Raw genomic sequence first — 25,172 nt, 5'->3', positions numbered from 1 at the left:
AGCCTGCCAAGAATCTGTTTTATAGGCCAAAACAACAGGAGTTTCGCCGATGTCCGATCAGCTGTCCAATGCCCAGCCGCAGTTCCTGACGGTCGGCGAGGGTGAGGCGGCGCGTGAGATCGCCATGCTGGTCCGCCCGGCGCAGGCCGGCAATGGCGCACCGGCACTCGTCTGGCTGTCCGGCTACCGCTCCGACATGAGCGGCACCAAGGCGGTGGAACTCGACGGGCTGGCGGCGGAACTTGGGCTCGCCTGCATCCGCCTCGATTATTCCGGCCACGGACTTTCCGGCGGCAGCTTCGGCGACGGCACGATCTCGCGCTGGTTGGAGGAGGCGCTTGCCGTCATCCGCCATGTCGCGCCCGAACGCGTGATCCTCGTCGGCTCTTCGATGGGCGGCTGGATCGCGCTCAGGCTGGCACAAGAACTTGCGCGGCAAGGCGGCCCAAAGCTCGCAGGGATGGTGCTGATCGCGCCGGCACCCGATTTCACCTCCGAGCTGATCGAGCCGAACCTGAAGGCCAAGGAGCGCAAATCGCTGGCCGAGCGCGGCTATTTCGAAGAGCGTTCGCAATACAGCCCGGAACCGAACATCTATACACGGGCGCTGATCGAGGACGGCCGCGAGAACCGGGTGCTCGACGGCATCATCGAAACGGGCTGCCCAGTGCATATCCTCCAGGGCATGAAAGATGCTGATGTGCCGCATGCGCATGCGATGAAACTGGTCGAACATCTTCCCGCCGACGACGTGGTGTTGACCTTCATTCGCGACGGCGACCATCGCCTTTCCCGCCCCGGCGATATCGCGCTGCTCGTGAGCGCCGTCAAAGGCATCATCCGTTCATCAACAAATAGGCAGATGCCCGCTTGAATGGCATCGGCGGATAAATTCGCATGATACAGGTCCCCAACCCGTTGCATTTTAACCATGTCCGCGAGTCGCAAGGTGCTCCCAAGAAGTAACGATTGACTCTTTCCGGCCCTCTCCATTAACACTTTGTTAATAAATAAGGGGCGATGCAAGGAAAGAGCGGGCGTGCGGATCAAGGGTATCTTTGTGGCCATGATGGCCGTGTTTGCGATGGCGACGGCCGCCATACCGGCCCCCAGCAGAAATGCTTCCATGGTGACAGGCAATGCCACCTCACAGCCGATCGGCCACTACGATTTCTGTCAAATCCACCGCAGTGAATGCGGTGCAAACCGCAACGCAGGCCCGGTCGCCATGAACCCGGGGAAGTGGTCGCTCGTCCGTTTGGTCAACGCCACGGTCAACCGCACGATCACGCCGATGACCGACAAGGAAATCTACGGCAAGGATGAGGTCTGGGCCTATCCGACCACTGCCGGCGACTGCGAGGATTTCGCGCTGCTGAAGCGCCGCATGCTGATCCAGCGCGGCTTTTCGGCCGCCGATCTGCTGATGACCGTCGTGCGCAAGCCGGATGGCGAAGGCCATGCAGTGCTGACGCTGCGCACCGCCGAGGGCGATTTTGTGCTCGACAACCTCGCCTCCGACGTCAAGCCGTGGTTTGCGACGCCCTATTCCTTCGTCAAGCGCCAGTCGAGCTACAATGCCGGCCGCTGGGTCACCATCGAGAACGGCCGCGACGTCCTGGTCGGCGCTCTGCGGTAAGGGTTCCAATAGAGAATGTGGAAAGGCCGGCAATTTGCCGGCCTTTTTGTTTGTTAACAAACCTCGCTCTCACTCGGCGTCATCCTCGGCCTGGTGCCGCTGCTGTCCGGTTTGCGCGATGGCTGCCCCTCACCCTAACCTACCGGGGTCGAGCCACTCGTCTCGACCCGTCCTTCGGACCCCCGTAAAGACGGGGAGAGGGGACGTGCCCTGCGAGAGATGAGCGGGAACGGAGAGGTCGCGGCATATCCGCTTCTCCCCGCCTGCGGGGAGAGGTGGCGGCAGCCGGATGAGGGGCTGGCGTCGACGATCTCCCGGCCCTTCGCTTTGGGCTCAGGGCGTTCGTTGCTGCAATCGACACTGGATCGATTGCTCGGGCTGCGCCCGACCGCAACTCACCCATTCCCAATCAGGATACCGGCGCCGAGCACCAGGCCGCCACCGAGCACCACCTGGAAGGCGGCACGCAGGAAGGGGGTTTCCATGTAGCGGTTCTGGATGAAAGCGATTGCCCAGAGCTCGAAGAAGACGACGACGGCGGCGGTGATCGTCGCCGTCCAGAAATGCGGGATCAGATAGGGCAGTGCGTGGCCGAGACCGCCGAGCGCCGTCATGATGCCGCAGGCAAGGCCGCGTTTGACCGGCGAGCCTCTGCCAGAGATCTTGCCGTCGTCATGGGCGGCTTCGGTGAAGCCCATCGAAATGCCGGCTCCGACGGAGGCTGAAAGGCCGACGAGGAAGGTCTGCCAGGTATCCTGCGTGGCGAAGGCGGCGGCGAAGATCGGTGCCAGCGTCGAGACCGAGCCATCCATCAGCCCGGCAAGGCCCGGCTGCACATAGGTCAGCACGAACTGCCGGCGCACCGTCTCGTCCTCGTCGTGCTTGACGTCTTCCGGCGTATGTTTGTCGCCCAGCATGCGGGCGATATCCTCATGCCCCTGTTCGGCGAGGGCGAGATCACCGAGAAGCTGGCGCGTCGAGGCGTCCGAGGTCCGCTTTGCCGCCTCGACATAGAAGCGATAGGCCTGCTCCTCCATCGCCTCGGTTTCCCGGCGCATCGCATCCAGCGAAAGGTTTGCCCTGAGCCAGTCCGGCTTGCGCTCGTAGAAGCCCTCCACATGCTCGCGCCGGATCAACGGAATGCGCTCACCGAAACGCTGACGATGGATCTCGATCAACGACTTGCGATGCGTATCCTCGACCTCGGCCATGTCCTCGAAGATCTTGGCCGAGGCCGGAAATTCGCGGCGCAGCCTGTCGGCATAGGCAAGATAGATGCGGGCATCGTCTTCCTCGGAGGCGATCCCGAGGGCAAGGATCTCCTGCTCGGACAGCGAGTCGAAAGATCGTTTCGAGGATCTGAAAAACCGCGCCAGCATGATCTTCTCCAATTTTTAGAATTATTCTAAATCTAAAGAACGCGGCGATTGCGGTCAAGTGCGTGAGGCAATTCAAAGTGCTACAGCGCTGACAGATTGCCGCAAGCGGCACGGACGAGTTTGGCGCGCTGGCATAAACACCTATATGAGAGGGCGCCGCATCACGCGGCGCCGGGGTTTGGAATGGACAATGACATTCAGGGCCGCCCTGCTCATGTCGCGGCGATCCGCGAAAGGGCGGAGGCCGAGATGCGGGACATGGGCGTCGACGCGGCCTTCATCGACAGGCTGGTCGAGACCTTCTACGGGCGCGTGCTTGCGCATCCCGATCTCGGCCCGGTGTTCGACGCCAGGCTATCGGGCCGCTGGCCGGAGCATATGGCGAAGATGAAGAGCTTCTGGTCGGCCGTTGCCTTTCGCAGCGGCGCCTATGGCGGCAAGCCGGTGCAGGCGCATACTCATGTTGGGAACCTGACGCCGGATCTCTTTCCGAAGTGGCTGTCGCTGTTTGCCGCAACGCTCGACGACATCGCCCCGTCACCGGAGGCCAAGGCCTGGTTCATGGCAACGGCGGAGCGTATCGCCAAGAGCCTGGTGCTGTCGCTGTTCTACAATCCGGCACTCGACGATCCCGCGCGCAAACCCGCCTGATCCATCTTGTGGAGACGGTGTTCCCCGAAAAACGCTGACACTTTTCTAGAACAGGATGATTTTAGGCCGGCTCGGCCTAAAATCTGAATCCTGTTCTAAATTAAAGACCTAGAGCATGATGTCGTCCGAAAACCGCTCACGCTTTTCGGCATCATGCTCTAGGTCTTCGCCGCCGAGGCGGTGGCGCCGGCGCTGGCCGCCACCACGAGCGCCGTACCCAGCATCTGCAACGCGGTCATCGGCTGGGCGAGGATCAGAAAGCCGGCGAGCGCGCCGAGCGCCGGTTCGAGGCTCATCAGGATGCCGAAGGATGCCGACGGCATGCGGCGCAGCGCCACCATCTCCAGCGCATAGGGCAAGAGCGGCACAAGGATGGCAAGGCCGAGAACCTCGACCAGTCCCTTCAGCGTGAAGGCGCCCCCTGTCTCGGCAAGGCCGAAGGGGGTTGCGACGAGGCCGGCAACGATCAGCGACATCGAGAGACCTTCCAGCCCCTTGAAGGCAGCGCCGACCTTCTTCGTCAGCAGGATATAGACCGCCCATCCCACAGCCGAGCCGAGGGCAAAGAGGACGCCCGGGAGATTGCCGACCCAGCCTTCGCCGTCATGGGCGAGGAACAGAATGCCGGCCGCAGCGATCAACGGCCAGGTGAGCCGCCAGGTCAGGCCATAGCCGAAGACGGCGACCGAGAGCGGTCCGAGGAAATCGATGGCGATCGCCAGGCCGAGCGGCAGCCGCTGGATCGCCGCGAAGAAGCAGAGTGTCATGGCAGCCGTCGTCGTGCCGAGCAGCAATGTCGCCCGCCATTGGGCGCCGCTATAACGCAGCACCGAAGGCCTGACGACGACGGCAAGGATGATCGCCGCGAAAGCAAGCCGCAGCCAGGTGGCACCGGCAACGCCATAGGTCGCAATGGCTGACGAAGACAGCGCCGCACCGAACTGGATCGAAGACATCGACATCAGGCACATCGCGACACCGGCCGCCAAGCCGCCCGAAGTCGGCAATACGCCCGGCTGCCCAATCAAGGCTGCGCCGTCTGTCCCGGTCTCGATATTCTTGATGTCCATGTGGCCCCCGATCCTGGCGCGGTTCTAGGCCGAAGACGGGTGAGAGCCAAATTCAAACTTTTCATGCCGGGATCAAGAGCGCTGATGCTGAGGCGCCAAAGATCGGCCGGCGAGCCCCTCATCCGCCTGCCGGCACCTTCTCCCCGCAGGCGGGGCGAAGGGGATAGCCGCAACCTCTCCGTTCCTCTCCCGCCTGTCGCAGGGCACGTCCCCTCTCCCCGTTTTTACGGGGAGAGGGTTAGGGTGAGGGGCAGCCATCGGCGCGAACCGGCCAAGAAAAAGCTCGTATGCAATATCAGCGACGGCCGGCGAGGATGACCTCTTCGGCGTCTTCGATGCTCATGTCGAAGACCTTCCTGCCGATGTCGAAGCTGAAGCCGTTGCGGGCGAAAGCCGAAAGCTCTTTCGCCTTTCGCTTTTCGTCGAGCTCGACCCGGCGGAAGGGGCCGAAGGCGCGTTTGCGGGCAAAAATCGCCGCGGCATAGAGATCGTCAGCCTCCTCAAGTGCCGCCTCAACCTTGTCGCTGGAGACGCCCTTGGCAGCAAGCCTCCGGGCGATCGCCCGCTTCGATTTACCGCCGCGCACGGCAGAGCGCGTGCTGACCTCCGCATAGGCGTGATCGTCGAGCACCTTGTTGTCATAGGCAAATTTGACCGCGAAATCGGCGACGGCCTTGAGTTGTGCCGCGCTGATATCCTCGAATTTCTCCTTCGCCTTGCGGGTGATGGCGTCAAACAGCTGCTTTTCCGTCATCATCCGCCGCTCGAGGCGATAGACGGTGGAGTTGCGCGCCCAGCTCAGCATACGGGGCGTCGGAATGTCGGATGGAACTGTCTCGTCGGTCATCGGCAGTGATCAGGCTTCCAGACCCTTGAGGACATTGGCGACGTTGAGGCCGATCTCCGGCACGCCGTAGCCGCCCTCCATGCAGGCGAGCACCGGCAGGCCGGCGGCTGATATCATCGCGCCCATGCGGGTGAAATCGTCGGAGGTGAGGCTGAAGAAGGAGATCGGATCGCGCTCGAAGGTATCGACGCCGAGTGCCACGACGATCGCCTCGGCGCCGAAGGCCTTGATGCGGGTGAGCGCATCGGCAAGGGCCGAAGACCAGACATCCCAAGGCGTGCCCGGGAGCATCGGATAGTTGCGGTTGGCACCCGTGCCCTCCCCCTCGCCTTCCTCGTCGGCATGGCCGAGGAAATAGGGAAAGGCATGCATGGGATCGCCATGCAGCGAGGCGGTGAAGACATCGCCTCTGTGATAGAAGAGATCCTGCGTGCCGTTGCCATGGTGGAAATCGACATCCAGGACCGCGATTTTCCTCGCACCATGATCGAGCAGCCGCTGCGCGGCGACACCGGAATTGTTGATGAAGCAATAGCCGCCGAAGAGATCGATGCCGGCATGGTGGCCGGGCGGGCGGCAGAGCGCGAAGGCGAAACGATTGGCGGCATTCAGCCAGTCGGCGCCTGTGATCGCGCAGCGCATGGAGGCGATCGCCGCCTCGTAGGAGCCCTTGGTGATCGAGGTGTCGGCGGCATTGGCGTAGTGGCCGATTGCGCCGACGATATTGTCCGGTACACGCTGGCTGGTGCGGCGAACGGCGAAGGAATTGGCGATCGCCTCACCGGTGAAACCGGCCGCCACCCAGCGGTCCCAGACGGTGGCAAGAAAATCCAGATAGGCGGGATCATGGACTTTTCGAGCCGTTTCCAACCCGTGCGCATCGGGCGCCACCACGTCGGTAAAGCCCGCCTCCTTGACCGCCGCCAGGATCCATTCGGCGCGAAACGGCGCCTCGAAAGGCGTCACCAGCTGGCCGGCGTGCAGCTCCGTCTTGGCATCGCGCAGCTTGTGATCCTCGGAATAGATGACGCGCATTTCAGATCCTGCCCTTGGTTGACAATGGAGATTTACACGGCTCGGCCGCGACAAAAAAGTGGCGCGACGTCTTGAACGCCCAGGCGGATGACGCCACCTTCGCCGGTGTTTTGAGAACGAGGAAATTTTCCGCATGAAAGTGCTGATGGTCGATGTCGACGGCGTGCTCATTCATGGTCGTCCGGTGGACGGCCTGCCTCACTTCACCTATCTGGAGCGCGATCTCGGGCTGCGTGTCGACCTGCTGCAGCAGGAATTCTTTCAGACCCACTGGCGCGATATCATCATCGGCCGCGAGGCGTTGGAGCCGAGGCTCGGCGACGTTCTCGCAAAGATCGCGCCCCACCTCAGCGCCGAAACACTGATCGACTACTGGTTCGAAAACGATTCCCGCCTCGACCGCAATCTGCTGGAAGAGCTCGCCGCTCTCAGGCAAAGCGGCATCACTCTCTTGTTGGCGACCAACCAGGAGCATAGGCGGGCACGCTACCTGATGGAGCAGATCGGCCTTACCGCGCATTTCGACGACATCATCTATTCCGCAGCACTCGGGTACAGGAAGCCTTCTCCCGATTTCTTCCGGCTGGCGACCGAGCGGGCCGGCGTGCTGCCCGGCGAGATCGCCTTCATCGACGATATGGCCGAAAATATCGAAGCGGCGCGGCAGTTCGGCTGGAATGCGGCGCAATGGACGGAGGGCGCGACGCTTGGCGGCGCGCTTCCGGTCTTCGCCAGGCCGGCCTGAGCGAGCCGGGCGCAATCAGGCGAGCCGCTTGTAGAACAGGGTGGTGGCGCAGAAGCCGCCTTCCGGCCACAGCGCATAATCCGGAATGACGCCGACGCGCTGCCAGCCCAGGCGCGGATAGATCGCCTCGGCATCGCTGCCGGTTGCGGTGTCGAGCACGAGCAGGGTCTTGCCGCGGCTTGCCGCCTCACGCTCGGCGGCATCCATCAGCAGCCGGGCGAGCCCCTTGCCGCGGGCGGAGCGATGCACCAGCAGCTTCTTCAGGTCGCCGCGATGCGGCTGGTTCGGCATCTGCGCGGCACCCACCTGGACGGTGCCGACGATCCTGCCGTCGAGTTCGGCAACCAGCAGCAGATTGCCGGCGGTGGCAACGGCATCGGCGACATCACGCCAATAGGGCTCGGCATCCTCAGGCCCATAGGGCTGCATGAAACCGACGGAGGCGCCGCCCGCGACGCAATCGACAAGCACTTGCGAAAGGGCCGGAATGGCGGCGCGGGCCTCCTCGGCGGAAAGGGTGCGAATAGCGGGCATGCTGTTCTCCTGAAATGAAAGCTGTTATCGGCCGCCGCGATCGAGCACGACGCAATAGCGCGCCGGCGCGTTGCCCGGATTGTGGAAGACGTGACCCTCGCCGACCGGCATGAAGAGGCAATCGCCCGGGCGCAGCCGGTAGACGATCTCAGCCGCCGTCATCTCCAGCTCGCCGTCGAACAGCCAGATATGCTGCGTCATGCCATGGGCGCTCGCATGCGGGGGAAAGCTGACGCGGGCGCCGGCCGGGAATTCGACCTCGACGATATCGACATCGGAAGCCGTGCCCGGGGGTGAAACAGACCGTCTGATATAACCGGTCTCCGGATCGCGCCAGACCTGCTGTTCCTGCCGACGGGCGAGCGGCGAGGCCTGCCCCTCTTCCGCAAAGAAGGCCGACAGCGACAGGCCGAGTGCTGCGCAGATCCTTGCCAGCAGCGAGGCGGTCGGGCTCGCCTCCGCCCGCTCGATGCGCGAGATCATCGCCCGGCTGACGCCGGAGGCCGCAGCAAGATCATCGAGCGTCAGAGCCTTTTCCTGCCGCAGCCTGCGGATGCGGATACCGATCGCCTGTTCGAGTTCCGGTTCCATTTTCCAGTTCCGTGATTCCACTATAAGAGAAATACATTATCTGATGTTGGAATCAAGTGCCGACGAAAAGCGGCCAAACGTGCCTTGCTTTCGCCGCTGCGCCGTCCATATATGGCGGCGTAATCCGAGGAGAGAGTGATGGACGCCAGCACGCAGAGCACGGAAACGACGGGAAGCTTCACGGCTGCCGCCTGGGACAGGATCGCTCCGATCATGGCTGAAATCGAGGCGTTGCCGCTGCTGCAGCGGCTTTCGGACGGCACGCTGCCGCCGGAGGTTTTCCGGCACTACATCCTGCAGGATGCGCTCTACCTCAAGCATTATGCGCGATGCCTTGCGATCGTCGCGGCCAAGGCGCCCGACAATGCGAAGGTCCTGCGTTTCCTCGGTTCGGCGCAGAAGGCAATCACCGTCGAGCAGGGCCTGCATGCCGGCTTCCTCACCCAGTTCGGCATCACGTCTGCGGACGTCACGTCAGCCGAGCCCTCGCCCGCCGGCTTTGCCTATACCAACTTCCTGCTTGCCACCGCCTATCACAGCTCCTACGCGGTGGCGCTGTCCTCCATCCTCCCCTGCTTCTGGATCTACTGGCACGTCGGCGAAGCGATCAAGAACCGGCCTGTTATCGAGGGCAATGCCTTCCAGGCCTGGATCAACACCTATGGCGATCCGCAATTTGCCGCCGGTGCCCGCGAAGTGATCGCGCTGACCGACATCGCCGCCCGCGCCGCATCGCCGGTGGAGCGGGCGCAGATGACCGATGTCTTCGTGCGCGCCTCGCAATATGAATGGATGTTCTGGGATTCGGCCTGGCGGCTGGAGACGTGGCCGGTCTGATACGCGCCCGACACAGGACGAAATAGCGTAAACAGCGGGATAATTACCGCTTTGCGGCAGGGGGCGGCGCTGCTATATGGCGCGCATGAGCACCAATTCCACCACTCCGCTGTCCCATATCCGCAACTTTTCGATCGTGGCCCATATCGACCACGGCAAATCGACGCTGGCCGACCGCCTGATCCAGACGACGGGCGGCCTTGCCGAGCGCGAAATGTCCGAGCAGGTGCTCGACAATATGGATATCGAGCGCGAGCGCGGCATCACCATCAAGGCGCAGACCGTGCGCCTGCATTACCAGGCGAACAACGGCGAGAAATACATTCTCAACCTGATCGACACGCCCGGCCACGTCGACTTCGCCTATGAAGTCTCGCGGTCGCTGTCGGCCTGCGAGGGTTCGCTGCTTGTCGTCGACGCCAGCCAGGGCGTCGAGGCGCAGACGCTCGCCAACGTCTACCAGGCGATCGACAACAACCACGAGATCGTCACCGTCCTCAACAAGATCGACCTGCCGGCCGCCGAACCCGACCGCATCAAGGAACAGATCGAGGAAGTGATCGGCATCGACGCTTCGGAGGCGGTGCTGATTTCGGCAAAGACCGGCCTCGGCATTCCCGATGTGCTGGAAGCGATCGTCCACAGGCTACCGGCGCCGAAGAGCCCCGGCGGCGAAAAGGCGCCGCTGAAGGCGCTGCTCGTCGACAGCTGGTACGACGCCTATCTCGGCGTCATGGTTCTGGTCCGCGTCATCGACGGCGTGCTGACCAAGGGCCAGACGGTGCGGATGATGGGCACCGATGCGAAATACCAGGTGGAGCGCGTCGGCGTGCTGACGCCGAAGATGGTCAATATCGACCGCCTCGGCCCGGGCGAGATCGGCTTCATCACCGCCTCGATCAAGGAAGTGGCCGATACCCGCGTCGGCGACACGATCACCGAGGACAAGCGGCCGACGGCCCAGGCGCTGCCGGGCTTCAAGCCGGCGCAGCCGGTGGTGTTCTGCGGTCTCTTCCCGGTCGATGCCGCCGATTTCGAGGATCTGCGCGCCGCCATGGGCAAGCTTCGCCTCAACGACGCCTCCTTCTCCTTCGAAATGGAATCGTCGGCGGCACTCGGCTTCGGCTTCCGTTGCGGCTTCCTCGGCCTGCTGCATCTCGAAATCATCCAGGAACGGCTGGAGCGCGAGTTCGACCTCGACCTGATCGCTACCGCACCCTCGGTCGTCTACAAGATGTTTATGACCGACGGCACGGAGCGCGAGCTGCACAACCCGGCCGACATGCCAGATGTCGTCAAGATCTCGGAAATCCACGAACCGTGGATCCGCGCGACGATCCTGACGCCCGACGATTATCTCGGCAGTATCCTGAAGCTCTGCCAGGACCGGCGCGGCATCCAGATCGAACTCACCTATGTCGGCACGCGCGCGATGCTGACCTACGACCTACCGCTCAACGAAGTCGTGTTCGATTTCTACGACCGGCTGAAGTCGATCTCGAAGGGCTACGCCTCCTTCGACTATACGCTCACCGACCACCGCGAGGGCAACCTCGTGAAGATGTCGATCCTCGTCAACGGCGAGCCGGTCGACGCGCTGTCGATGATGGTGCACCGGACGGCCGCCGAAAAGCGCGGCCGCGACATGTGCGAAAAGCTCAAGGAGCTGATCCCGAAGCACATGTTCAAGATCCCGATCCAGGCGGCGATCGGCGGCAACGTCATTGCCCGCGAGACGATCTCGGCGCTGCGCAAGGACGTGACCGCGAAATGCTACGGCGGCGACGCCACCCGCAAGCGCAAGCTGCTCGACAAGCAGAAGGCCGGCAAGAAGCGCATGCGCCAGTTCGGCAAGGTGGAGATCCCGCAGGAAGCCTTCATCGCAGCGCTGAAGATGGGCGACGAATAACGCTTCTCAAGCACATCTTATGCGCATATCATCTGCGCATAAGATTGGGGAGATCGTTATGGCTCAGCGGCCACGAAAAGCAGCGAACCTGTCTCTTGATGAAGGTCTCGTTTCCCAGGCGCGCGAGCTCAAGATCAACATATCCCGAGCGGCGGAAGATGGTATAGCGCAGGCCATAAAGGCCGAGCGCGAGCGGCTATGGCGTATCGAGAATGCCGAGGCTATCCGGCTGGAAAACGAATATGTCGAAAAGCACGGCTTGCCGTTCGCGAAATACCGTCAGTTTTAGAGCGGTCAGCTAGTGGCACGCTTTCACGTTTATCGCCTTAAAAGCGGAAATCTTCTGGCCATCGATCTTCAAGCCAATCTGCTTGACGATCTGCCTACGCGCGTCATGGTTCCGCTGCATCCGCTGCAAGAACTGAGTTGGTCAATCTCGCGATTGAATCCACGCTTTACCATCGAGGGTGAAACCTATGTCATGGCCACCCAGCGCATGGCATCGGTCCCGACCACGGAAATAGGAAAAGCGGTCGGAGATCTATCGGGCAAAAGCGATGCCATCATCGGCGCCATGGATTTTCTCTTCCAGGGCTTCTGAGCCCTCATCCCCTGCCCATATACTCCTTCACCAGCCCTTCATAGGCGTCCATCTCAGGCAGCGCCGCGTAGCTGTATACCGCCCCGGTCTCGGCAAATGACAGTTTCTCGCTCGTCCATGTCTCGATGAAGGGCGTGAACCAGCTCGGATCGTCGAGCATGGTCGCGCGCAGATTGACGAACCAGTCCATGCCTTCCGGCCGGGTGAACATCCAGCTCATGCAATGCGGACAGAAATAATGCCTCGTGACGCCATGCAGGCCGCCGATCACCGGCTCGCCTTGCGTCACCTTGAAGCCTTCGCTGGGGATGGCCGCACTCAGCGAATAGGCGCTTGATGTCATCTTCTGGCACCCCGTGCAATGGCAGGCCATGGTGAGCAGCGGCGGGGCGCTGATCTTCAATCGCACCCGGCCGCAACGGCAGCCGCCTTCCATGGGTAAATTCAGTTCGCTCATGCTTCCCTCCCGTTTTGCCCTCTCATCTAGCGGAATGATCGCTGCTGTCGAGATGGCACGATCATCGCGGAAAGGCGGCCTTGCTGGCGTTAGAGCATTTCCGTTTTTCTCCGAATCCCGGAAATGCTCTATCTCTTTGTTTTCACGCAATTCCGGACGCAAAACCGCTACGAACTTTTGCTGGAATTGCTCTAGCGCATGCGGGCCGGGTTGCCGACCACGGTTGCGCCGGCCGGCACATCCCTGGTCACCACCGCACCGGCGCCGACGATCGCACCGTCGCCGATGGTGACGCCGCCGAGGATGACGGCGCTGCCGCCGATCCAGACGTCATTGCCGATGGTGACCGGCCGGGCGATCTCCATGCCCGTGCTGCGAAGTGCCGGCTCCTTGTGATGCTCGGCGCAATAGATCTGCACGCCGGGGCCGAACATAGTGCGATCACCAATGGTTACCCGGCCGGAATCGAGAATGGTGCAGCCGGCATTGAAATAGACGCGTTCGCCGAGAGTGATGTTGATGCCGTAAGAGCAGTGAAACGGCGCTTCGATGAAGACAGTGGGTGCTGCCTGCGCAAAGAGTGCCCTCAGGGCAGGCGCCATCGCCCCGCGCTCATCCGGCGACAGCGTATTGTGCGCATGGACGGCTAAGCGCGCCTGCCGGCGCAAGAGATCGAGCTCGTCATCGAGGCAGCAATACCATTCGCCTGCCGCCATCTTGTCGCGTTCGCTCGCCGGCATCGCATCGCCCCTTACGCCGAGGCCTGCGACAGCATTTCGACCCCTTCCCGTTCGATCAGGCTAACCCAGGCGCGCGCGATGGCAAGGCCCGCGGCATCGGCGGCTCCGCCATGTCTTGCCGCCAGTTCGGCATGGTTTTCCAGCCAGCCCGGCGCGATGCGCGCAATCGTATCGGGGAATTCGGCCTTCCATTGCGCGACGACGTCCGAATTGGCCTCAAAATGGAACTGGGTGCCATAGACGGCGCGGCCGATGCGGAAGGCCTGGTTCTCGGCAACGGGGCTCGAGGCGAGATGCACCGCGCCCTCAGGCAGGGAAAACGTGTCAGCATGCCATTCGAAGATGGTGAATTCGCCGCCAAGCGCCGACAGCAGCGGATCGGCCCGGCCCTCGGCGGTGACGCCGATCCCGTGCCAGCCGAATTCGCGGGCGATTCCCAAGTGATTGTCGGCGCCATAAGCGCGGGCGAGGATCTGGCTGCCGAGGCAGATGCCGAGCACCGCCTTGCCGGCATCGCCAAAGCGGCGCGTGAGCCGGGCGAGCTCCGGCAGGTAGGGGTGGGTTTCGTCATCCAGCGCGCTCTGCTCGCCGCCGAGAACGACCAGCGCGTCATGGCCGGATATATCTTTCGGCAGGACGCCATCCTGCCACACCCGGAACCACTCAATCTCCGCGCCCGCTTCGCCGAGGGCTGCGGCAAGCGCACCGAGGCCGGTATTCCGCATATTTTCGATGACTGCGACGCGCATGGGCTCTTCCTGGTATGGCCGACCAGCGGAAGAGACCATGGCGGAGAGCGGCGCGCAAGACGCCAGAACAGGATTCAGGCTTTAGGCCGGTTCGGCCCAAAATCTGAATCCTGTTCTTATTTAAATAGTTAGAGCATGATGTCGCCCGAAAACCGCTCACACTTTTCGGCATCATGCTCTAGCGAGGGCGATTGCGCGCACGCGCTACAGGGCTTAAATCTCAACAAACGAAAGGACATCGCCATGACCGAAAAAGCCCGCGTCACGATCCTCTACTGCACCCAGTGCAACTGGCTGCTGCGCGCCAGCTGGATGGCGCAGGAACTACTGCATACCTTTTCCGACAGTCTCGGCGAAGTGGCGCTGATCCCCGCCACCGGCGGCAATTTCGAGATCCGCGTCAATGGCGACCTCATCTGGGAGCGCAAGCGCGACGGCGGCTTTCCCGGGCCGAAGGAGCTGAAGCAGCGGGTCCGCGACATCGTCGAGCCCGGCCGCGATCTCGGCCACGTCGACCGCGCCTCGCTCGAAAGCTGATCACGACAGTCAGCGGTAGGGCGAGCGGCAGGTCTTGTAGATGCCCTCATAGGTGAGGAAACGATCCGTCCTCGGATTGTAGGATCGGTACTCGTTGCTGCACCAGGCGGCATGGCTGTTCATGTCGCGCGCCTTCGGCTGCACCCTTTGCACCGGCGGCGGATCATAGGTCAGCTGCGGCGGCCCGGCAGCGCCCGGCCGGTAATAGGTCGGCCCCGCGCCGCGCGGACGGTAGTTCGGCTGGACATAGGCGGGACGATGCCATTGCTGCGGCCCGAACCCGAAGCAGCCGCGAAAATCGCAGAGCGTCGATCCCGTATTGAGCGGCCCGACCCCCGGCTTGCCCAGCTTCAGCGAATCAGCCCCGGCGATTGCGGGCGCGAGAATGGCGAGAAGGCCGGCGAGCAGAAGCGTGCGGGGAGCAAGCATGAGGCATTCCTTTCGGGTATTTCCCTTATATAGGGCGCACCAGCCGGAGCGCTATGCCCGCCCTCCGGCGCTCCCGCCCATGTGATCGGCTGCTTTTTCACTAACTGTCAGAAAAACTTCAAAAACCCAGTTGACAGTCAGGAGCCACCCCCTTACATCGCTCTCCGTCGCCCAGATGGCGGAATTGGTAGACGCGCCAGCTTCAGGTGCTGGTACCCGAAAGGGTGTGGAGGTTCGAGTCCTCTTCTGGGCACCATTCCATTCTTGATCGCTACCAAGATCAAGGAGTTAAGCCTTTTCAACTAGAGTTGTGCATTTGGGGCCTTGTAGCAAGGGCCAGCCACGATGCGCTTGAGCGCTTGTCCGCCCAATGGCTCCTAAGGGCTCTCCAAATCCTCACTTCGTGAAGCGTATTCCCGCCGATCTATGGAAACGCTTGGTAAGCCACAGCTTGGTCATTCCCCTTGCCAATGGCACGGTAGACTTCAAGGTCACGCCCAGCACGCAAAGCATACGATTTTCGCTCCACACGGCCAACCCGGCTGAGGTGAAGGTCCGACAGGCTGAGGCGTTGTCTTGCGTAGAGCAGTACGTTGAGGCCCTGCGTAATGCTTTTGAGCGGCCGGTGGGCTACGCAAGCGCGCCCTGCTGCTCACCTTCCACCCCGCCCAATGCCCTGTAGGCGGTGGCTTTACTGAGCCCGGTGGCCTTCATGATGTCCTTGATGAGAAGCCCCTCTGCTCGCATGCGGCAGATATCGGAGACCACATCGTCCGTAGCTTGCGGCTTCCTGCCAAACTTGGTGCCGTTCTCCTTGGCCTTCGCTATGCCATCCACCTGGCGCTCTGCCCGGATGGCCGTCTCAAACTCAGCGAACACAGCAAGCATCTGCAACATGGCGCGGCCTGCGGGTGAGCTGGTGTCTATGCTCTGATCAAGTACAAGGAGCTCCACGTCCTTGGCCTTCAGTTCGTTGACGATGTTGAGGAGGTCACTAGCCACGCCATCCGCTTCTCTTTTGGCAACAACCTCTTTAGGCTGTAGAGAGCACGGAGGTGGGGCAAATTCGTCCAAGAAAGTGGCTTGCGATCAGACAACCCGGTTACGGCGAGCTCTCGCCAGCCGAGCGTCGTGCTGCTGCAGATTTCAGCCTTGTATGGGGTCTATTTGAGTTGCGTGCGATGGAGAGCATGGGGCGCGAGGGTACATTTAACATCTCCTGCATCAGGCACTTGGTAGATAACGGCCACGTCGGGATTGAAAGCGTGCACAACCTCAGGGGTCGCTTTCAGTACTTTCAAGCCCGCTACTATCCAGATGGTCAGCCAAGCGCCCACTTTCCGATGCTAAGGTTTCAACCAGGGCCTGACGCAGACTTTGTGGCGCACACCTTGGCTGCGCCTCTACCGAGCGATGCCGACACACTCAAGGCCAGCTTGATCATTGTTTATCGATACCGCAACAATCTCTTCCACGGAAACAAGTGGCTGTACGATCTGCACGATCAACATGACAACTTCCATCACGCTACCGCGCTGCTGATGGATACATACGATGCCCTTGTTCTGCCGTAGCCGAGCCACGACCAATGGGACCGCATCATGCTGGCATATGGAACCCCTTGCAGGGGCACGGGGGCAAACCGCGCCGCCGCTCCTACGTGATTACCTCTGCGATATGTGACCCCTGTTTAAAATGGGGGTTCCCGAGCCAACTTCGAGCATGGACCCGCGCGGCCCACTCGTTGTGGATCAGGCGCTTATTCACTTGCAGTTGAGCCAATGGTTTCGTTCTATTCGTATTTGTAGGCACCTAACTGTACGGAGCACACCCATAACATGGCGAAACCTAACGTCTTTATTGGCTCGTCTGTGGAACAGAAGCAGGTCGCCGAATTGGTGCAAACACTCTTGGACTACGACGTTAATCCAATTCCGTGGACACAGGACACCTTCGAGCCCACTCAATATCCGCTCATAGCACTCGAAGGCCGGTTGAAGCAGTCCGATTTTGCAGTGCTCGTATGCGCCCCCGAAGCGGACGACCATACAGTGATCCGGGGCAAAGAACTAAAAGCGGTGCGTGATAACATCATCTTTGAGCTCGGCTTGGCTATAGGTCGCCTTGGCCGTGAGCGGACATTTTTGATTGCTCCGCGAGGGGTGGACCTCCACCTCCCTTCTGACCTCGCCGGGATCTACCCCGAAACCTACGATGCTTCGCTACTACCCACCAGCCCAGAGGCGGCATTGGGGCCAGCGTGCAGCAGAATAAAGAGGGCAATGGCGAAGCTTGGGGTACTTTCCCGTGTCGAGATCGCCGAAGCCACGGGGGAAGAGGCCACGGCAGAAGCAGAACCATCAACAGCCGATGAATTGGAGAATTCTCCGCCAACAACGGATTGGGGCGCTGACGATTTCCGATGGAACTACTTGTTCGCGACGATATCTAAAAACAACGCTTTGGCCGCACATGTCAGTGAGCAGTTTTTTCAATCGAAGTTCGCCACATCGGTTGAAGACGTTGCTCTCTGGGAGTCGAGCAAGCAGTACGCGGAGGTTGCCTACGGCACGTCGAGAGACATCTCAACCATCCGGGCCAACAGCGAAAAGTTTCCGAAGAACGCCGCCCTGAAAGAAATATTGGCGCGAGCACTGTTGCGCTATGGACCGAGCGAGGAGGCCGGCAACCTGCTCTTAGAGGCCCTGTCCCACGCCAAAGAAATGGCACTAGCGAGCGTGATAGTCACACGGGCCGTGAAGATCGATAGTGCTGGGGACCCGCTGGAAAGAGCGCGGAGCCTACTACACGGACTAAATGCTGTCCCAAGGAGCGGCCATGAGGCCGAACTCGCGTACCTACGAGCATTAGAAAGCATAGCGCAGTATGCTGGCTTTCGTGAGATTGCCAAATCTATCTTGGAGGTTGCCGTCGCAAAGCAGCCGGAGGATACAAATGCCCGGTTCAGGTTGGCCTATGAATACACCGAGGCAAATCAAAACCAGCTCTCAATGCTGCATTATGACGCGATCCCGCAGTCTGAGCGAAGCGGAGTCGCATGGAATAACTTAGGAGTAGCGTATTCGCGCCTTCTGATGAAGGGTATGTCGGTTGCGGCTTATCAAGAAGGGTCCGCAAAAGGCGAGACGCTATCCGATGGGAATCTGGCGCATGTGATGATTGGTGCTGGATTCTTTGCCGAAGCGAAACAGCAGGCCGAGGTAGCGATAGCCAAAGAAGATCACGACCAAAGTGTAGTCACGGCTTTAAGTGCGCTTCAGGCTGCAAAGGCAGAAGAAGCTTCAAGCCTGTCGAACGCAATGAAGATCGGACAAGCTCGTCAAAAACTCAGGAAAGCTATTGGGAATTCAGCTATTTCGTTTGAGGGACCCGATCTTGCCGGCGATTGGCTAACATCCGATGGTCCTCTCCGGCTGGTAGATAGCCGCAATGGCAGCTATTTGGGCACAATCGAGCTCGCAAAGGATGTGGTTCGGAGAGGCCTCCTCGGTGACACCACGGTCAAGGAGACGGTGAAGATAACCGTAAGCTTAAACAGGTTTGGATCGGCGCTCGAGGGCGTCATTAAGCGTGAGGGGGGCGACAGCCCAAATTCTTTGCTCGCATCAATCGGGTCCGAGCGGCGGGTGCTGTTGAGCATTTCGCAGGATGGGCAAGCGCTACGTGGCTTTCAACTCGATCTCGACGAGACCCCAATCAGTTGGGAGAGAATCCGGCTGCCCAAAGAGCTTGAGCCCCCAAAGTAGGGGCTTGTAACGAAATCCTGTAACAACCCCTGTGCTACGTTTGAACAATGCAAAGAAATCAATCTGGAAGGGGCAAGAATGCGCAGTCCTCTTTTGGGCACCGTTCCATTTTATTCCCTTTTAAATTGTTGAATATTCACCCTTTCAAAGGGGTGGCCGTTCTCGACTGCTACACCGGCCCACACTATAGTGCTACGATTTCACGGGCCATGGCTAATTTGGGACGAAGTAAGCAATATGCGAAGGCAATTGGGTTCGGCCATGACGCTTCCTGCCGTCATGCTAGGCGCAAGCCTTCTTTCAGGCTGTTACCTACCTATCGTCTTCTCAGAAGATCACTCATATATAATTTTTGAACGCTCGCAGATCACCTACCGTAGGCACGACAGACCCGAGACAAAGTGTCGGCCGGATGCCGCGCGGCAAGTGATGGTATGTGGGGACGGCACGACATCGAAACTGCAAAGGGTTCGGCTTCCGAATAGCGACGACGAAGTGACCGAGTTCGATGGTCGCCGATTTTGCAGTGTGTTCTTCAATGCCACCCAGGCGGATGGTTCGCGCAAACTAGTTTGTTACGACCGGATGAGGTTCGAGCTGGATGCCGCAACAGCCGCGCCGATGAAATGACGACGCATCCCGCTCGGCCGTTCCCGGCAAAAGATTTGGCTCAGCAATAATAATATTACGCTGCCTCAAGGCAAAACCGGATTGACTAAAATTTTTTGAAGGCGTCGCCTGCGCTTGCATATCCAGCCCTTGGTATGCACAAAGACTACATGTTTAGCGGGAGAATACATGGGTAACGTCGTAGGCGGTGGCCGAATTGGCTGCTTGGATGGAATGCGCGGCATTGCGGCCCTTTGGGTCTTGATCGGTCATGCACACCTTTTGACAGGTTTCGAGGTGCCGGTCATTGGCGACCCAGATCTCGGCGTAGACCTTTTCATCATGCTATCAGGCTTCCTGATGGTGTTTCACTATCAGTTGCGCAGAGATAGAGAGCCGTGGGAATCGCCCGATACCTGGCGATTTTTTTGGACGAGGCGATTCTGCCGCATCGCTCCCTTGTACTATGTCCTGCTGGTGGTCGCCCTCGCTCTAGGTCCCTACCTCTACGATGTCCGGATGATTATTGATGCCTTCAACGGCAAACCACCGCAAGCAGCAACGCGCTATGTGGACGGCAGCATCGCCAACTACCTAACGCACCTGACATTTATATTCGGCCTCATCCCCCACTACGCGTATCGCACTGCCTTGCCGGATTGGAGCATCGGGTTGGAGATGCAATTTTACGTGGCTCTCCCGTTCCTGATGATCATCATTGGTCGGGTTGGGTGGCTGAAGGGCATCGTCGGCATCGTAATCTTGAGTGTCGTAACCGCACTAGCCGTTCATCGACTTGGTGTGCGGTTTCCGATGCCAACATTCCTGCCGATGAAAATGCACGTTTTCGCTGCAGGAATGTTGCTTGCAGGCGCCTTATGGATGAAGCCGAACAGGCGGGCTTATCTGGCATTTGTTGTTGCAACGCTATTGGTCCTGATTCCGATTGGTGGCGCTATGACCGTACTCCACCAAGCCGTTCGTGTTTGTCTCGTCGCCTTGTTCTTTGGACTGGTGCATGTTGATAGGCTTCCCAGAGTGGTGGCGGGCGTTGCGCGCCCAGTCGGCGCGTTCCTGGGCAACAGATTCTGCCATCACTTGGGGGAGCTTTCGTTTGGCGCCTATCTGATTCACCTTCTGGTCATGCTGCCAGTCATAGCCACATTGATCCAGAATTATCCGATGACCGACCCCTCCCGCTGGGCGGTGACGCTGATTATTACGGTTCCGATCGTCTATGCCTTGGCATGGGTCGGCTACAACTTCATCGAGCTGCAGGGGCAAAAGGCAGGCAAGGCTCTTTCGCGACCGAGGACGATAAGCGCGTAAGATTTCTTATCCAATGCCGCCATCGAGCAGTTGGGACTAGATCGGCCGAGCGAACTCAATTCCAGTTGGCCAACGGCGTCACAGCGCGCCCTTGTCGAAGGCTGCCATAGATGCTCGGCCCCGCAACTCCAATCGTGATCCCCTCACGAAACAGTTATCTCCTCGGGGTGGGCGCATGGGCCGAATCAACCGCGCTAACTGGATTGTATATCCAAGATCGTCCCCCCGCCGGAGATTGCTGGCCTGCATTGACTTCCTCACTTCAAAATGGGAACATATAGCGAACATAATGGAGTCTTGCGATGATCCGATACGCCACGTCCGCAGCCAGCAACCCCGAGCCTATAAAGGCCCGCGAGGTGTCAGCTGCCAAGCCAGCCATTGAAATGCCGCCCCCGAAGCTGGTCATTGAGGTAGCCGCTGCGGTGCCTGCGGCCGGCCTGCTGCTGCCCAGCACCGAGACAGACGAGCTCGGCTCCGACACTCGACTGAAAACCACCAAGCCAGCACGCCGTACGGCAACAAAGCGTAAGCCCAAGGTCGTCGAGGCAGACGACACTTCCCTCCAGCTTAGTCTGGAGGCTTAACCGCAAGCGATCGAGCCAGGGTTTGGCGGCGCGGAGGGACTGCCACCATAATCTATATAGCACTTCGGAATCCCGAAATTGGTTGCGGGATTGAAATCGTTGGATGTTTCTCCACGGCGACAGCCCGCGAAAGGCGGCGAATTTCGGGATTCCGAAGTTTTTTTCTTCGGGCCGACGCGCCCGCCTTTGCCCGGCGGCAATCGGCCGGCGTATCTGACGCTTTCCTATCAGGATCGGCCGCGTCTGGTCGGATCAATTGCGCCCGCTTGGCGCTCCGCGTAAAACTGGAAGGACGTGCCTTCGGCCAAACGGGATGTCCCGAACGGCAAGCTGTTCCCTTGCTCAACGCACGGCCTGCGAAACGCGCGACTGTCGGTTCAGACACCCCCGCAAGCCTCGCACAAGAACGAAATCGGATACCAGTGCAAGGATGAACATACGGCCGTTCCGCCTGCCGAGAGCCCGGACGGCTCTGAGGGTGGTCTGCCGGAGCTTGACGAGACACTCTGGAGTTCGCTTGGGATGAAAGTCGTAATTCTTGCCGGTGGCCTTGGCTCGCGCCTTGCCGAGGAAACCAGTATCCGACCCAAGCCTCTGGTCGAAATAGGCGGCATGCCGATCCTCTGGCACATCATGAGCATCTATGCTCATCACGGGCTCAATGATTTCATCATCTGCGCCGGCTACAAGGGCTATATGATCAAGGAATATTTCGTAAACCTTGTTCTGCACCACAACGACATCACGGTCGACCTCGGCTCCAACAGCATCAACTATCACGGCGGCAAACGACCGAACTGGCGCGTGACCGTGGTCGATACCGGCATGCATTCGATGACCGGCGGCCGTCTCGGGCGCATTCGCGACCATCTTACCCCGGGCGAACCCTTCTGCTTGACCTATGGCGACGGCGTCGGCGATATCGACATTGCCGCCGAAGTCGCCTTCCATCGCAGCCATGGCCTGAAGGCGACGATGTGCGCGGTCACTCCGCCCGGACGTTACGGCGCCACGAATATCGAGGGACAGTACATCACCTCCTTCATCGAGAAGCCGAGGGGCGACGGCCAGCGCATCAATGGCGGCTTCTTCGTGCTCGATCCGTCGGTGGTGGATCTCATCCCGGGCGACGACACGATCTGGGAAGGTGGTCCGCTGGAGTGGCTTGCCGCCAACAACCAGCTCGCCGCTTTCAAGCATGACGGTTTCTGGCAGCCGATGGATACGCTTCGCGAGCGCAACCACCTGGAAGAGCTCTGGAATTCCGGAAAGGCACCGTGGAAACTATGGGCCTGACGGACTTCTGGAACGGGCGGCGGGTTTTCCTGACCGGACATACCGGCTTCAAGGGTTCCTGGCTTTCCCTCTGGCTGGAGCGGCTCGGCGCAGACGTCACCGCGGTGTCGCTGGCACCCGAGACCCAACCGTCGCTCTATGAGACGCTCGCTCCCTGGAACGATCGTGGCCATCACATCGCCGATATCCGCGAAGCCGAAGCGTTTCTTGGCCGCTTCAGAAGCTTCGAGCCGGAGATCGTCATCCATATGGCGGCGCAGGCGCTGGTCCGGCGCTCCTATGAGAATCCCGCTGAGACCTTCTCGACCAACGTCATGGGAACGGCGAATGTTCTCGATGCGGTCAGGCAGACGCCTTCCGTCAAGACCATCCTGGTCATCACCTCAGACAAGGTCTACGCCAACAATGGCAGCGGCATACCCTTCGTTGAGACCGATACGCTCGGCGGCAAGGATCCCTACAGCAATTCCAAGGCCTGCACGGAACTCGTCTGCCAGAGCTATCGCGACAGCTTCTTCAAGGGACGCGATATCCGGCTCGCCACGGTCCGTGCCGGCAATGTCATCGGCGGCGGCGACTGGTCCAAGGACAGGCTGATCCCGGATTTCATCCGCGCCTTCGAAGGCGGCGAGCCGATCATGCTGCGCTATCCCGCGGCGATCCGTCCCTGGCAGCACGTGCTGGAGCCGCTTGGCGGTTATCTCAGCTTCGCTGAGGTGCTGACGCAGCAGCGCGGCAGAGATCTGCCGGATGCACTGAATTTCGGTCCGCATCCCGAAAGCTTCGCCACTGTTTCCGAACTCGCCGAAGCGCTCGGCCGCGCGCATTGCGTCGACAACGTATGGCGGCTTGCACCCGGCGAACATCTGCCGGAAGCGCCGGCGCTGACGCTGAGCTCGGCACTTGCGCTCGACACCATCGGCTGGCGCCCGCGCCTCAGCCTGCAACAGACCATCGACTGGACTGCCGCCTGGTACAAGGCCAACCGCGAGGGCGCAGACATGCGCGCCTTCTCGCTCGGCCAGATCGCGGCATATGAGGAAGCAGTATCATGACAGCGCACAATTGCCGGTTTTGCGATGCCCCGCTGAAGCATCGTTTCGTCGACCTCGGCTCGACGCCGCTGGCCAACGCCTATTTGACCGAAGAGCAGATCAACAAGCCGGAGCCCTCCTATCCGTTGCGCGCCTTCGTCTGCTCTGAATGCTGGCTGGTGCAGGCCGATGCCTTTGTCCCACCGGAGGATATCTTCAGTCACTATGCCTATTTCTCCTCCTACAGCGACGGCTGGGTGGAGCATGCCCGCCAGTTTACGATCATGGCGCGCAAGCGCTTCGGCCTCGGTGAGGCATCACAAGTGATCGAGGTGGCGAGCAATGACGGCTACCTCCTCAAGCATTTCGTCGAGTCGGGCGTGCCCGTGCTCGGCATCGAGCCGGCTGAGAACGTTGCGGAAGTGGCGCGGCAGATCGGCGTTCCCACGGAAGCGCGCTTCTTCGGCAAGGAAACCGCTGCCGATCTCGTCTCCCGCGGCCTCGCCGCCGACATTGTCATCGGCAACAACGTGCTGGCGCATGTGCCTGACATCAACGATTTCGTCGGCGGGCTTTCGGCCGTGCTGAAGCCGGACGGCGTCGTCAGCGTCGAATTTCCGCATCTGCTGCGGCTGATGGAAAACATCCAGTTCGACACGGTCTATCACGAGCATTTCTATTATCTCTCGCTGCTTGCCGTCGAAAAGGTCTTCGCCGCCCACGGCTTGAAGGTCTTCGATATTGAGGAACTGCCGACCCATGGCGGCAGCCTGCGTATCCTCGCCTGCCGCGCGGCATCGACCGCCCATGGCACGGGTCCGGGCCTTGCCAAGGTGCGCGCCGACGAAAAGGCTGCCGGCTTCGACAGGACTGACACCTACGAGGCCTTCCAAAGCCGCGTGGCGCCGATCAAGGAAGGGCTGCTCGCCTTCCTCAACGAGGCCAAGCGGAACGGCAAGAGTGTCGCCGCCTACGGCGCCGCCGCCAAGGGCAATACGCTCTTGAACTTCTGTGGCGTCGGCACCGACCTCATCGACTATGTCGTCGATCGCAACCCGCACAAGCAGGGCCACTACTTGCCGGGCAGCAAGCTACCGATCTATGCGCCGGAGAAGATGGACGAGACGCAGCCGGATTACGTGCTCATCCTGCCCTGGAACATCAAGAACGAGGTCGTTGCGGCCAACAGCAGGGTCGGCGCCTGGGGCGGACGCTTCGCCGTTGCCGTGCCGGAACTGACGGTGCTCGGATGAAATTCCTTCCGACCGCGGTTTCGGGTGCCTTTGTCGTGGAAGTCGACGCGCGCTCCGACGACCGGGGAATGTTCGCACGAACCTTCGACGCGCAGACCTTTGCGGCGCAAGGTCTCGTGCCCGTCTACCCGCAGTGCAATGTCTCGCAGAACCACAGGCGCGGGACGCTGCGCGGCATGCATTACCAAGCCGAGCCGCGGCCGGAGATCAAGCTGGTGCGCGCCACGCGCGGCAGGGTCTTCGACGTGGCGCTCGATCTGAGGCCGGATTCGCCAAGCCATCTCAAATGGGCCTCCGTCGAGCTCGATGCTACCAGTCACAACGCCTTCTACATACCGGCCGGATGCGCACACGGCTTCCTGACGCTCGAGGATGATTGCGAACTCTTTTACCAGATGTCGGAAACCTACGTACCGGAACTTGCCCGTGGCGTCCGCTGGGACGATCCCGCCTTTTCCATCGCCTGGCCGTTCACGCCGAGCATCATCAGCGAGCGCGACGCCGCGCTTGACAGCTACGGCCAGGGGACAAGGGAGCGATAGCTTGC

Annotated in this window: 28 protein-coding genes and 1 tRNA gene; 18 read left to right on the top strand and 11 right to left on the bottom strand. The window is 60.7% G+C overall.

The features are described 5' to 3' along the window. Positions 1-49: 49 nt before the first annotated feature. A complete protein-coding gene (locus CUJ84_RS23730; RefSeq protein WP_105007958.1) occupies positions 50-874 on the top strand; it encodes an alpha/beta hydrolase in 825 nt (274 codons plus the stop codon). A gap of 165 nt (positions 875-1,039) precedes the next feature. Next, positions 1,040-1,639 carry a transglutaminase-like cysteine peptidase gene (locus tag CUJ84_RS23725; protein ID WP_105007957.1) on the top strand — a complete coding sequence of 200 codons (600 nt, stop codon included), beginning with the start codon at positions 1,040-1,042 and terminating at the stop codon, positions 1,637-1,639. 395 nt (positions 1,640-2,034) lie between these two features. Here CUJ84_RS23725 and mbfA read toward each other — a convergent pair whose 3' ends face one another. Next, a complete protein-coding gene (gene mbfA, locus CUJ84_RS23715; RefSeq protein WP_105007955.1) occupies positions 2,035-3,018 on the bottom strand; it encodes an iron exporter MbfA in 984 nt (327 codons plus the stop codon). 183 nt (positions 3,019-3,201) lie between these two features. Here mbfA and CUJ84_RS23710 point away from each other — a divergent pair, with 183 nt between their 5' ends. Then, a complete protein-coding gene (locus CUJ84_RS23710) occupies positions 3,202-3,669 on the top strand; it encodes a group III truncated hemoglobin (protein ID WP_105007954.1) in 468 nt (155 codons plus the stop codon). A gap of 158 nt (positions 3,670-3,827) precedes the next feature. Here the strand turns inward: CUJ84_RS23710 and CUJ84_RS23705 are convergent, their stop codons facing one another. The 3 genes from CUJ84_RS23705 to CUJ84_RS23695 all read right to left on the bottom strand — a co-directional run bounded on the left by CUJ84_RS23705 (position 3,828) and on the right by CUJ84_RS23695 (position 6,621). Next, complete coding sequence (locus CUJ84_RS23705) at positions 3,828-4,739, bottom strand: EamA family transporter (protein ID WP_105007953.1); 912 nt, start codon at positions 4,737-4,739, stop codon at positions 3,828-3,830. 295 nt (positions 4,740-5,034) lie between these two features. After that, a complete protein-coding gene (gene recX, locus CUJ84_RS23700; RefSeq protein ID WP_105007952.1) occupies positions 5,035-5,586 on the bottom strand; it encodes a recombination regulator RecX in 552 nt (183 codons plus the stop codon). 9 nt (positions 5,587-5,595) lie between these two features. Continuing rightward, positions 5,596-6,621: a histone deacetylase family protein gene (locus CUJ84_RS23695; RefSeq protein ID WP_105007951.1), complete on the bottom strand. Its 1,026-nt coding sequence runs from the start codon at positions 6,619-6,621 to the stop codon at positions 5,596-5,598. 133 nt (positions 6,622-6,754) lie between these two features. Between CUJ84_RS23695 and CUJ84_RS23690 the strand changes: the two genes are divergently transcribed. After that, on the top strand, positions 6,755-7,366 hold the full coding sequence (locus tag CUJ84_RS23690; RefSeq protein ID WP_105007950.1) for an HAD-IA family hydrolase: 612 nt from the start codon (positions 6,755-6,757) through the stop codon (positions 7,364-7,366). A gap of 15 nt (positions 7,367-7,381) precedes the next feature. On the opposite strand, the gene CUJ84_RS23685 is transcribed toward CUJ84_RS23690, so the two are convergent. Both CUJ84_RS23685 and CUJ84_RS23680 read right to left on the bottom strand, forming a co-directional pair. Then, positions 7,382-7,900: a GNAT family N-acetyltransferase gene (locus tag CUJ84_RS23685; RefSeq protein WP_105007949.1), complete on the bottom strand. Its 519-nt coding sequence runs from the start codon at positions 7,898-7,900 to the stop codon at positions 7,382-7,384. 24 nt (positions 7,901-7,924) lie between these two features. After that, positions 7,925-8,491, bottom strand: a complete 567-nt coding sequence (locus tag CUJ84_RS23680; RefSeq protein WP_105007948.1) for a helix-turn-helix domain-containing protein — start codon at positions 8,489-8,491, stop codon at positions 7,925-7,927. A gap of 138 nt (positions 8,492-8,629) precedes the next feature. Here CUJ84_RS23680 and tenA point away from each other — a divergent pair, with 138 nt between their 5' ends. From tenA to CUJ84_RS23660, 4 genes are all read left to right on the top strand, one after another. Continuing rightward, the gene (tenA, locus tag CUJ84_RS23675) at positions 8,630-9,328 is read left to right on the top strand and encodes a thiaminase II (RefSeq protein WP_105007947.1); all 699 of its coding nucleotides are present in this window, start codon (positions 8,630-8,632) and stop codon (positions 9,326-9,328) included. Positions 9,329-9,404: 76 nt separating this feature from the next. After that, complete coding sequence (lepA, locus tag CUJ84_RS23670; protein ID WP_012759770.1) at positions 9,405-11,237, top strand: translation elongation factor 4; 1,833 nt, start codon at positions 9,405-9,407, stop codon at positions 11,235-11,237. 58 nt (positions 11,238-11,295) lie between these two features. Further along, entirely contained in the window at positions 11,296-11,526 is a 231-nt protein-coding gene (locus CUJ84_RS23665; protein WP_105007946.1) for a type II toxin-antitoxin system CcdA family antitoxin, read from the top strand. A gap of 12 nt (positions 11,527-11,538) precedes the next feature. After that, positions 11,539-11,838, top strand: coding sequence for a CcdB family protein (locus CUJ84_RS23660; RefSeq protein ID WP_105007945.1), 300 nt, complete (start codon positions 11,539-11,541; stop codon positions 11,836-11,838). A gap of 4 nt (positions 11,839-11,842) precedes the next feature. Here the strand turns inward: CUJ84_RS23660 and CUJ84_RS23655 are convergent, their stop codons facing one another. The 3 genes from CUJ84_RS23655 to CUJ84_RS23645 all read right to left on the bottom strand — a co-directional run bounded on the left by CUJ84_RS23655 (position 11,843) and on the right by CUJ84_RS23645 (position 13,823). Beyond that, on the bottom strand, positions 11,843-12,295 hold the full coding sequence (locus CUJ84_RS23655; RefSeq protein ID WP_105007944.1) for a GFA family protein: 453 nt from the start codon (positions 12,293-12,295) through the stop codon (positions 11,843-11,845). Between the two features lie 191 nt (positions 12,296-12,486). Further along, entirely contained in the window at positions 12,487-13,035 is a 549-nt protein-coding gene (locus CUJ84_RS23650; RefSeq protein WP_105007943.1) for a sugar O-acetyltransferase, read from the bottom strand. 11 nt (positions 13,036-13,046) lie between these two features. Then, on the bottom strand, positions 13,047-13,823 hold the full coding sequence (locus tag CUJ84_RS23645) for a type 1 glutamine amidotransferase (RefSeq protein ID WP_199788751.1): 777 nt from the start codon (positions 13,821-13,823) through the stop codon (positions 13,047-13,049). A gap of 204 nt (positions 13,824-14,027) precedes the next feature. Between CUJ84_RS23645 and CUJ84_RS23640 the strand changes: the two genes are divergently transcribed. Continuing rightward, positions 14,028-14,321: a SelT/SelW/SelH family protein gene (locus tag CUJ84_RS23640; protein ID WP_003544579.1), complete on the top strand. Its 294-nt coding sequence runs from the start codon at positions 14,028-14,030 to the stop codon at positions 14,319-14,321. A gap of 9 nt (positions 14,322-14,330) precedes the next feature. On the opposite strand, the gene CUJ84_RS23635 is transcribed toward CUJ84_RS23640, so the two are convergent. Then, a complete protein-coding gene (locus CUJ84_RS23635; protein ID WP_105007941.1) occupies positions 14,331-14,750 on the bottom strand; it encodes a BA14K family protein in 420 nt (139 codons plus the stop codon). Between the two features lie 169 nt (positions 14,751-14,919). Between CUJ84_RS23635 and CUJ84_RS23630 the strand changes: the two genes are divergently transcribed. Then, positions 14,920-15,006, top strand: a tRNA-Leu gene (locus tag CUJ84_RS23630). Between the two features lie 374 nt (positions 15,007-15,380). Here CUJ84_RS23630 and CUJ84_RS23625 read toward each other — a convergent pair. After that, complete coding sequence (locus CUJ84_RS23625) at positions 15,381-15,752, bottom strand: recombinase family protein (protein ID WP_245457505.1); 372 nt, start codon at positions 15,750-15,752, stop codon at positions 15,381-15,383. A gap of 53 nt (positions 15,753-15,805) precedes the next feature. On the opposite strand from CUJ84_RS23625, the gene CUJ84_RS23620 reads away from it, so the two are divergent. The 8 genes from CUJ84_RS23620 to rfbC all read left to right on the top strand — a co-directional run bounded on the left by CUJ84_RS23620 (position 15,806) and on the right by rfbC (position 25,167). After that, complete coding sequence (locus CUJ84_RS23620) at positions 15,806-16,324, top strand: hypothetical protein (protein ID WP_158686955.1); 519 nt, start codon at positions 15,806-15,808, stop codon at positions 16,322-16,324. 264 nt (positions 16,325-16,588) lie between these two features. Continuing rightward, positions 16,589-18,517 (top strand): TIR domain-containing protein, encoded by a 1,929-nt coding sequence (locus tag CUJ84_RS23615; RefSeq protein WP_105007939.1) that lies wholly within the window; start codon positions 16,589-16,591, stop codon positions 18,515-18,517. A 798-nt stretch (positions 18,518-19,315) separates the two neighbouring features. Beyond that, the gene (locus CUJ84_RS23605; RefSeq protein WP_105007937.1) at positions 19,316-20,455 is read left to right on the top strand and encodes an acyltransferase family protein; all 1,140 of its coding nucleotides are present in this window, start codon (positions 19,316-19,318) and stop codon (positions 20,453-20,455) included. A 302-nt stretch (positions 20,456-20,757) separates the two neighbouring features. Continuing rightward, positions 20,758-21,042: a poly(hydroxyalkanoate) granule-associated protein gene (locus tag CUJ84_RS23600; RefSeq protein WP_105007936.1), complete on the top strand. Its 285-nt coding sequence runs from the start codon at positions 20,758-20,760 to the stop codon at positions 21,040-21,042. A 522-nt stretch (positions 21,043-21,564) separates the two neighbouring features. After that, positions 21,565-22,338, top strand: a complete 774-nt coding sequence (rfbF, locus tag CUJ84_RS23595) for a glucose-1-phosphate cytidylyltransferase (protein ID WP_105008291.1) — start codon at positions 21,565-21,567, stop codon at positions 22,336-22,338. Then, complete coding sequence (gene rfbG, locus CUJ84_RS23590; RefSeq protein WP_105007935.1) at positions 22,329-23,393, top strand: CDP-glucose 4,6-dehydratase; 1,065 nt, start codon at positions 22,329-22,331, stop codon at positions 23,391-23,393. Before rfbF ends, rfbG begins: the two co-directional genes overlap by 10 nt. After that, positions 23,390-24,625 carry a class I SAM-dependent methyltransferase gene (locus CUJ84_RS23585; RefSeq protein ID WP_105007934.1) on the top strand — a complete coding sequence of 412 codons (1,236 nt, stop codon included), beginning with the start codon at positions 23,390-23,392 and terminating at the stop codon, positions 24,623-24,625. Before rfbG ends, CUJ84_RS23585 begins: the two co-directional genes overlap by 4 nt. Further along, on the top strand, positions 24,622-25,167 hold the full coding sequence (rfbC, locus tag CUJ84_RS23580; protein ID WP_105007933.1) for a dTDP-4-dehydrorhamnose 3,5-epimerase: 546 nt from the start codon (positions 24,622-24,624) through the stop codon (positions 25,165-25,167). Before CUJ84_RS23585 ends, rfbC begins: the two co-directional genes overlap by 4 nt. Positions 25,168-25,172 lie beyond the last annotated feature (5 nt).

Source organism: Rhizobium leguminosarum (genome assembly GCF_002953715.1).
Taxonomy (GTDB): Bacteria; Pseudomonadota; Alphaproteobacteria; order Rhizobiales; family Rhizobiaceae; genus Rhizobium; species Rhizobium leguminosarum_V.
This window is presented reverse-complemented; position numbering and strand designations above follow the sequence as displayed.

Bases quoted from the DNA above. Each gene is read 5' to 3' on its own strand.
- CUJ84_RS23730 (WP_105007958.1), top strand. From the start codon at position 50: ATGTCCGATCAGCTGTCCAATGCCCAGCCGCAGTTCCTGACGGTCGGC.
- mbfA (WP_105007955.1), bottom strand. From the start codon at position 3,018: ATGCTGGCGCGGTTTTTCAGATCCTCGAAACGATCTTTCGACTCGCTG.
- CUJ84_RS23710 (WP_105007954.1), top strand. From the start codon at position 3,202: ATGGACAATGACATTCAGGGCCGCCCTGCTCATGTCGCGGCGATCCGC.
- CUJ84_RS23705 (WP_105007953.1), bottom strand. From the start codon at position 4,739: ATGGACATCAAGAATATCGAGACCGGGACAGACGGCGCAGCCTTGATT.
- recX (WP_105007952.1), bottom strand. From the start codon at position 5,586: ATGACCGACGAGACAGTTCCATCCGACATTCCGACGCCCCGTATGCTG.
- CUJ84_RS23695 (WP_105007951.1), bottom strand. From the start codon at position 6,621: ATGCGCGTCATCTATTCCGAGGATCACAAGCTGCGCGATGCCAAGACG.
- CUJ84_RS23690 (WP_105007950.1), top strand. From the start codon at position 6,755: ATGAAAGTGCTGATGGTCGATGTCGACGGCGTGCTCATTCATGGTCGT.
- CUJ84_RS23685 (WP_105007949.1), bottom strand. From the start codon at position 7,900: ATGCCCGCTATTCGCACCCTTTCCGCCGAGGAGGCCCGCGCCGCCATT.
- CUJ84_RS23680 (WP_105007948.1), bottom strand. From the start codon at position 8,491: ATGGAACCGGAACTCGAACAGGCGATCGGTATCCGCATCCGCAGGCTG.
- tenA (WP_105007947.1), top strand. From the start codon at position 8,630: ATGGACGCCAGCACGCAGAGCACGGAAACGACGGGAAGCTTCACGGCT.
- lepA (WP_012759770.1), top strand. From the start codon at position 9,405: ATGGCGCGCATGAGCACCAATTCCACCACTCCGCTGTCCCATATCCGC.
- CUJ84_RS23665 (WP_105007946.1), top strand. From the start codon at position 11,296: ATGGCTCAGCGGCCACGAAAAGCAGCGAACCTGTCTCTTGATGAAGGT.
- CUJ84_RS23655 (WP_105007944.1), bottom strand. From the start codon at position 12,295: ATGAGCGAACTGAATTTACCCATGGAAGGCGGCTGCCGTTGCGGCCGG.
- CUJ84_RS23650 (WP_105007943.1), bottom strand. From the start codon at position 13,035: ATGCCGGCGAGCGAACGCGACAAGATGGCGGCAGGCGAATGGTATTGC.
- CUJ84_RS23645 (WP_199788751.1), bottom strand. From the start codon at position 13,823: ATGGTCTCTTCCGCTGGTCGGCCATACCAGGAAGAGCCCATGCGCGTC.
- CUJ84_RS23640 (WP_003544579.1), top strand. From the start codon at position 14,028: ATGACCGAAAAAGCCCGCGTCACGATCCTCTACTGCACCCAGTGCAAC.
- CUJ84_RS23635 (WP_105007941.1), bottom strand. From the start codon at position 14,750: ATGCTTGCTCCCCGCACGCTTCTGCTCGCCGGCCTTCTCGCCATTCTC.
- CUJ84_RS23615 (WP_105007939.1), top strand. From the start codon at position 16,589: ATGGCGAAACCTAACGTCTTTATTGGCTCGTCTGTGGAACAGAAGCAG.
- CUJ84_RS23605 (WP_105007937.1), top strand. From the start codon at position 19,316: ATGGGTAACGTCGTAGGCGGTGGCCGAATTGGCTGCTTGGATGGAATG.
- CUJ84_RS23600 (WP_105007936.1), top strand. From the start codon at position 20,758: ATGATCCGATACGCCACGTCCGCAGCCAGCAACCCCGAGCCTATAAAG.
- rfbF (WP_105008291.1), top strand. From the start codon at position 21,565: ATGAAAGTCGTAATTCTTGCCGGTGGCCTTGGCTCGCGCCTTGCCGAG.
- rfbG (WP_105007935.1), top strand. From the start codon at position 22,329: ATGGGCCTGACGGACTTCTGGAACGGGCGGCGGGTTTTCCTGACCGGA.
- CUJ84_RS23585 (WP_105007934.1), top strand. From the start codon at position 23,390: ATGACAGCGCACAATTGCCGGTTTTGCGATGCCCCGCTGAAGCATCGT.
- rfbC (WP_105007933.1), top strand. From the start codon at position 24,622: ATGAAATTCCTTCCGACCGCGGTTTCGGGTGCCTTTGTCGTGGAAGTC.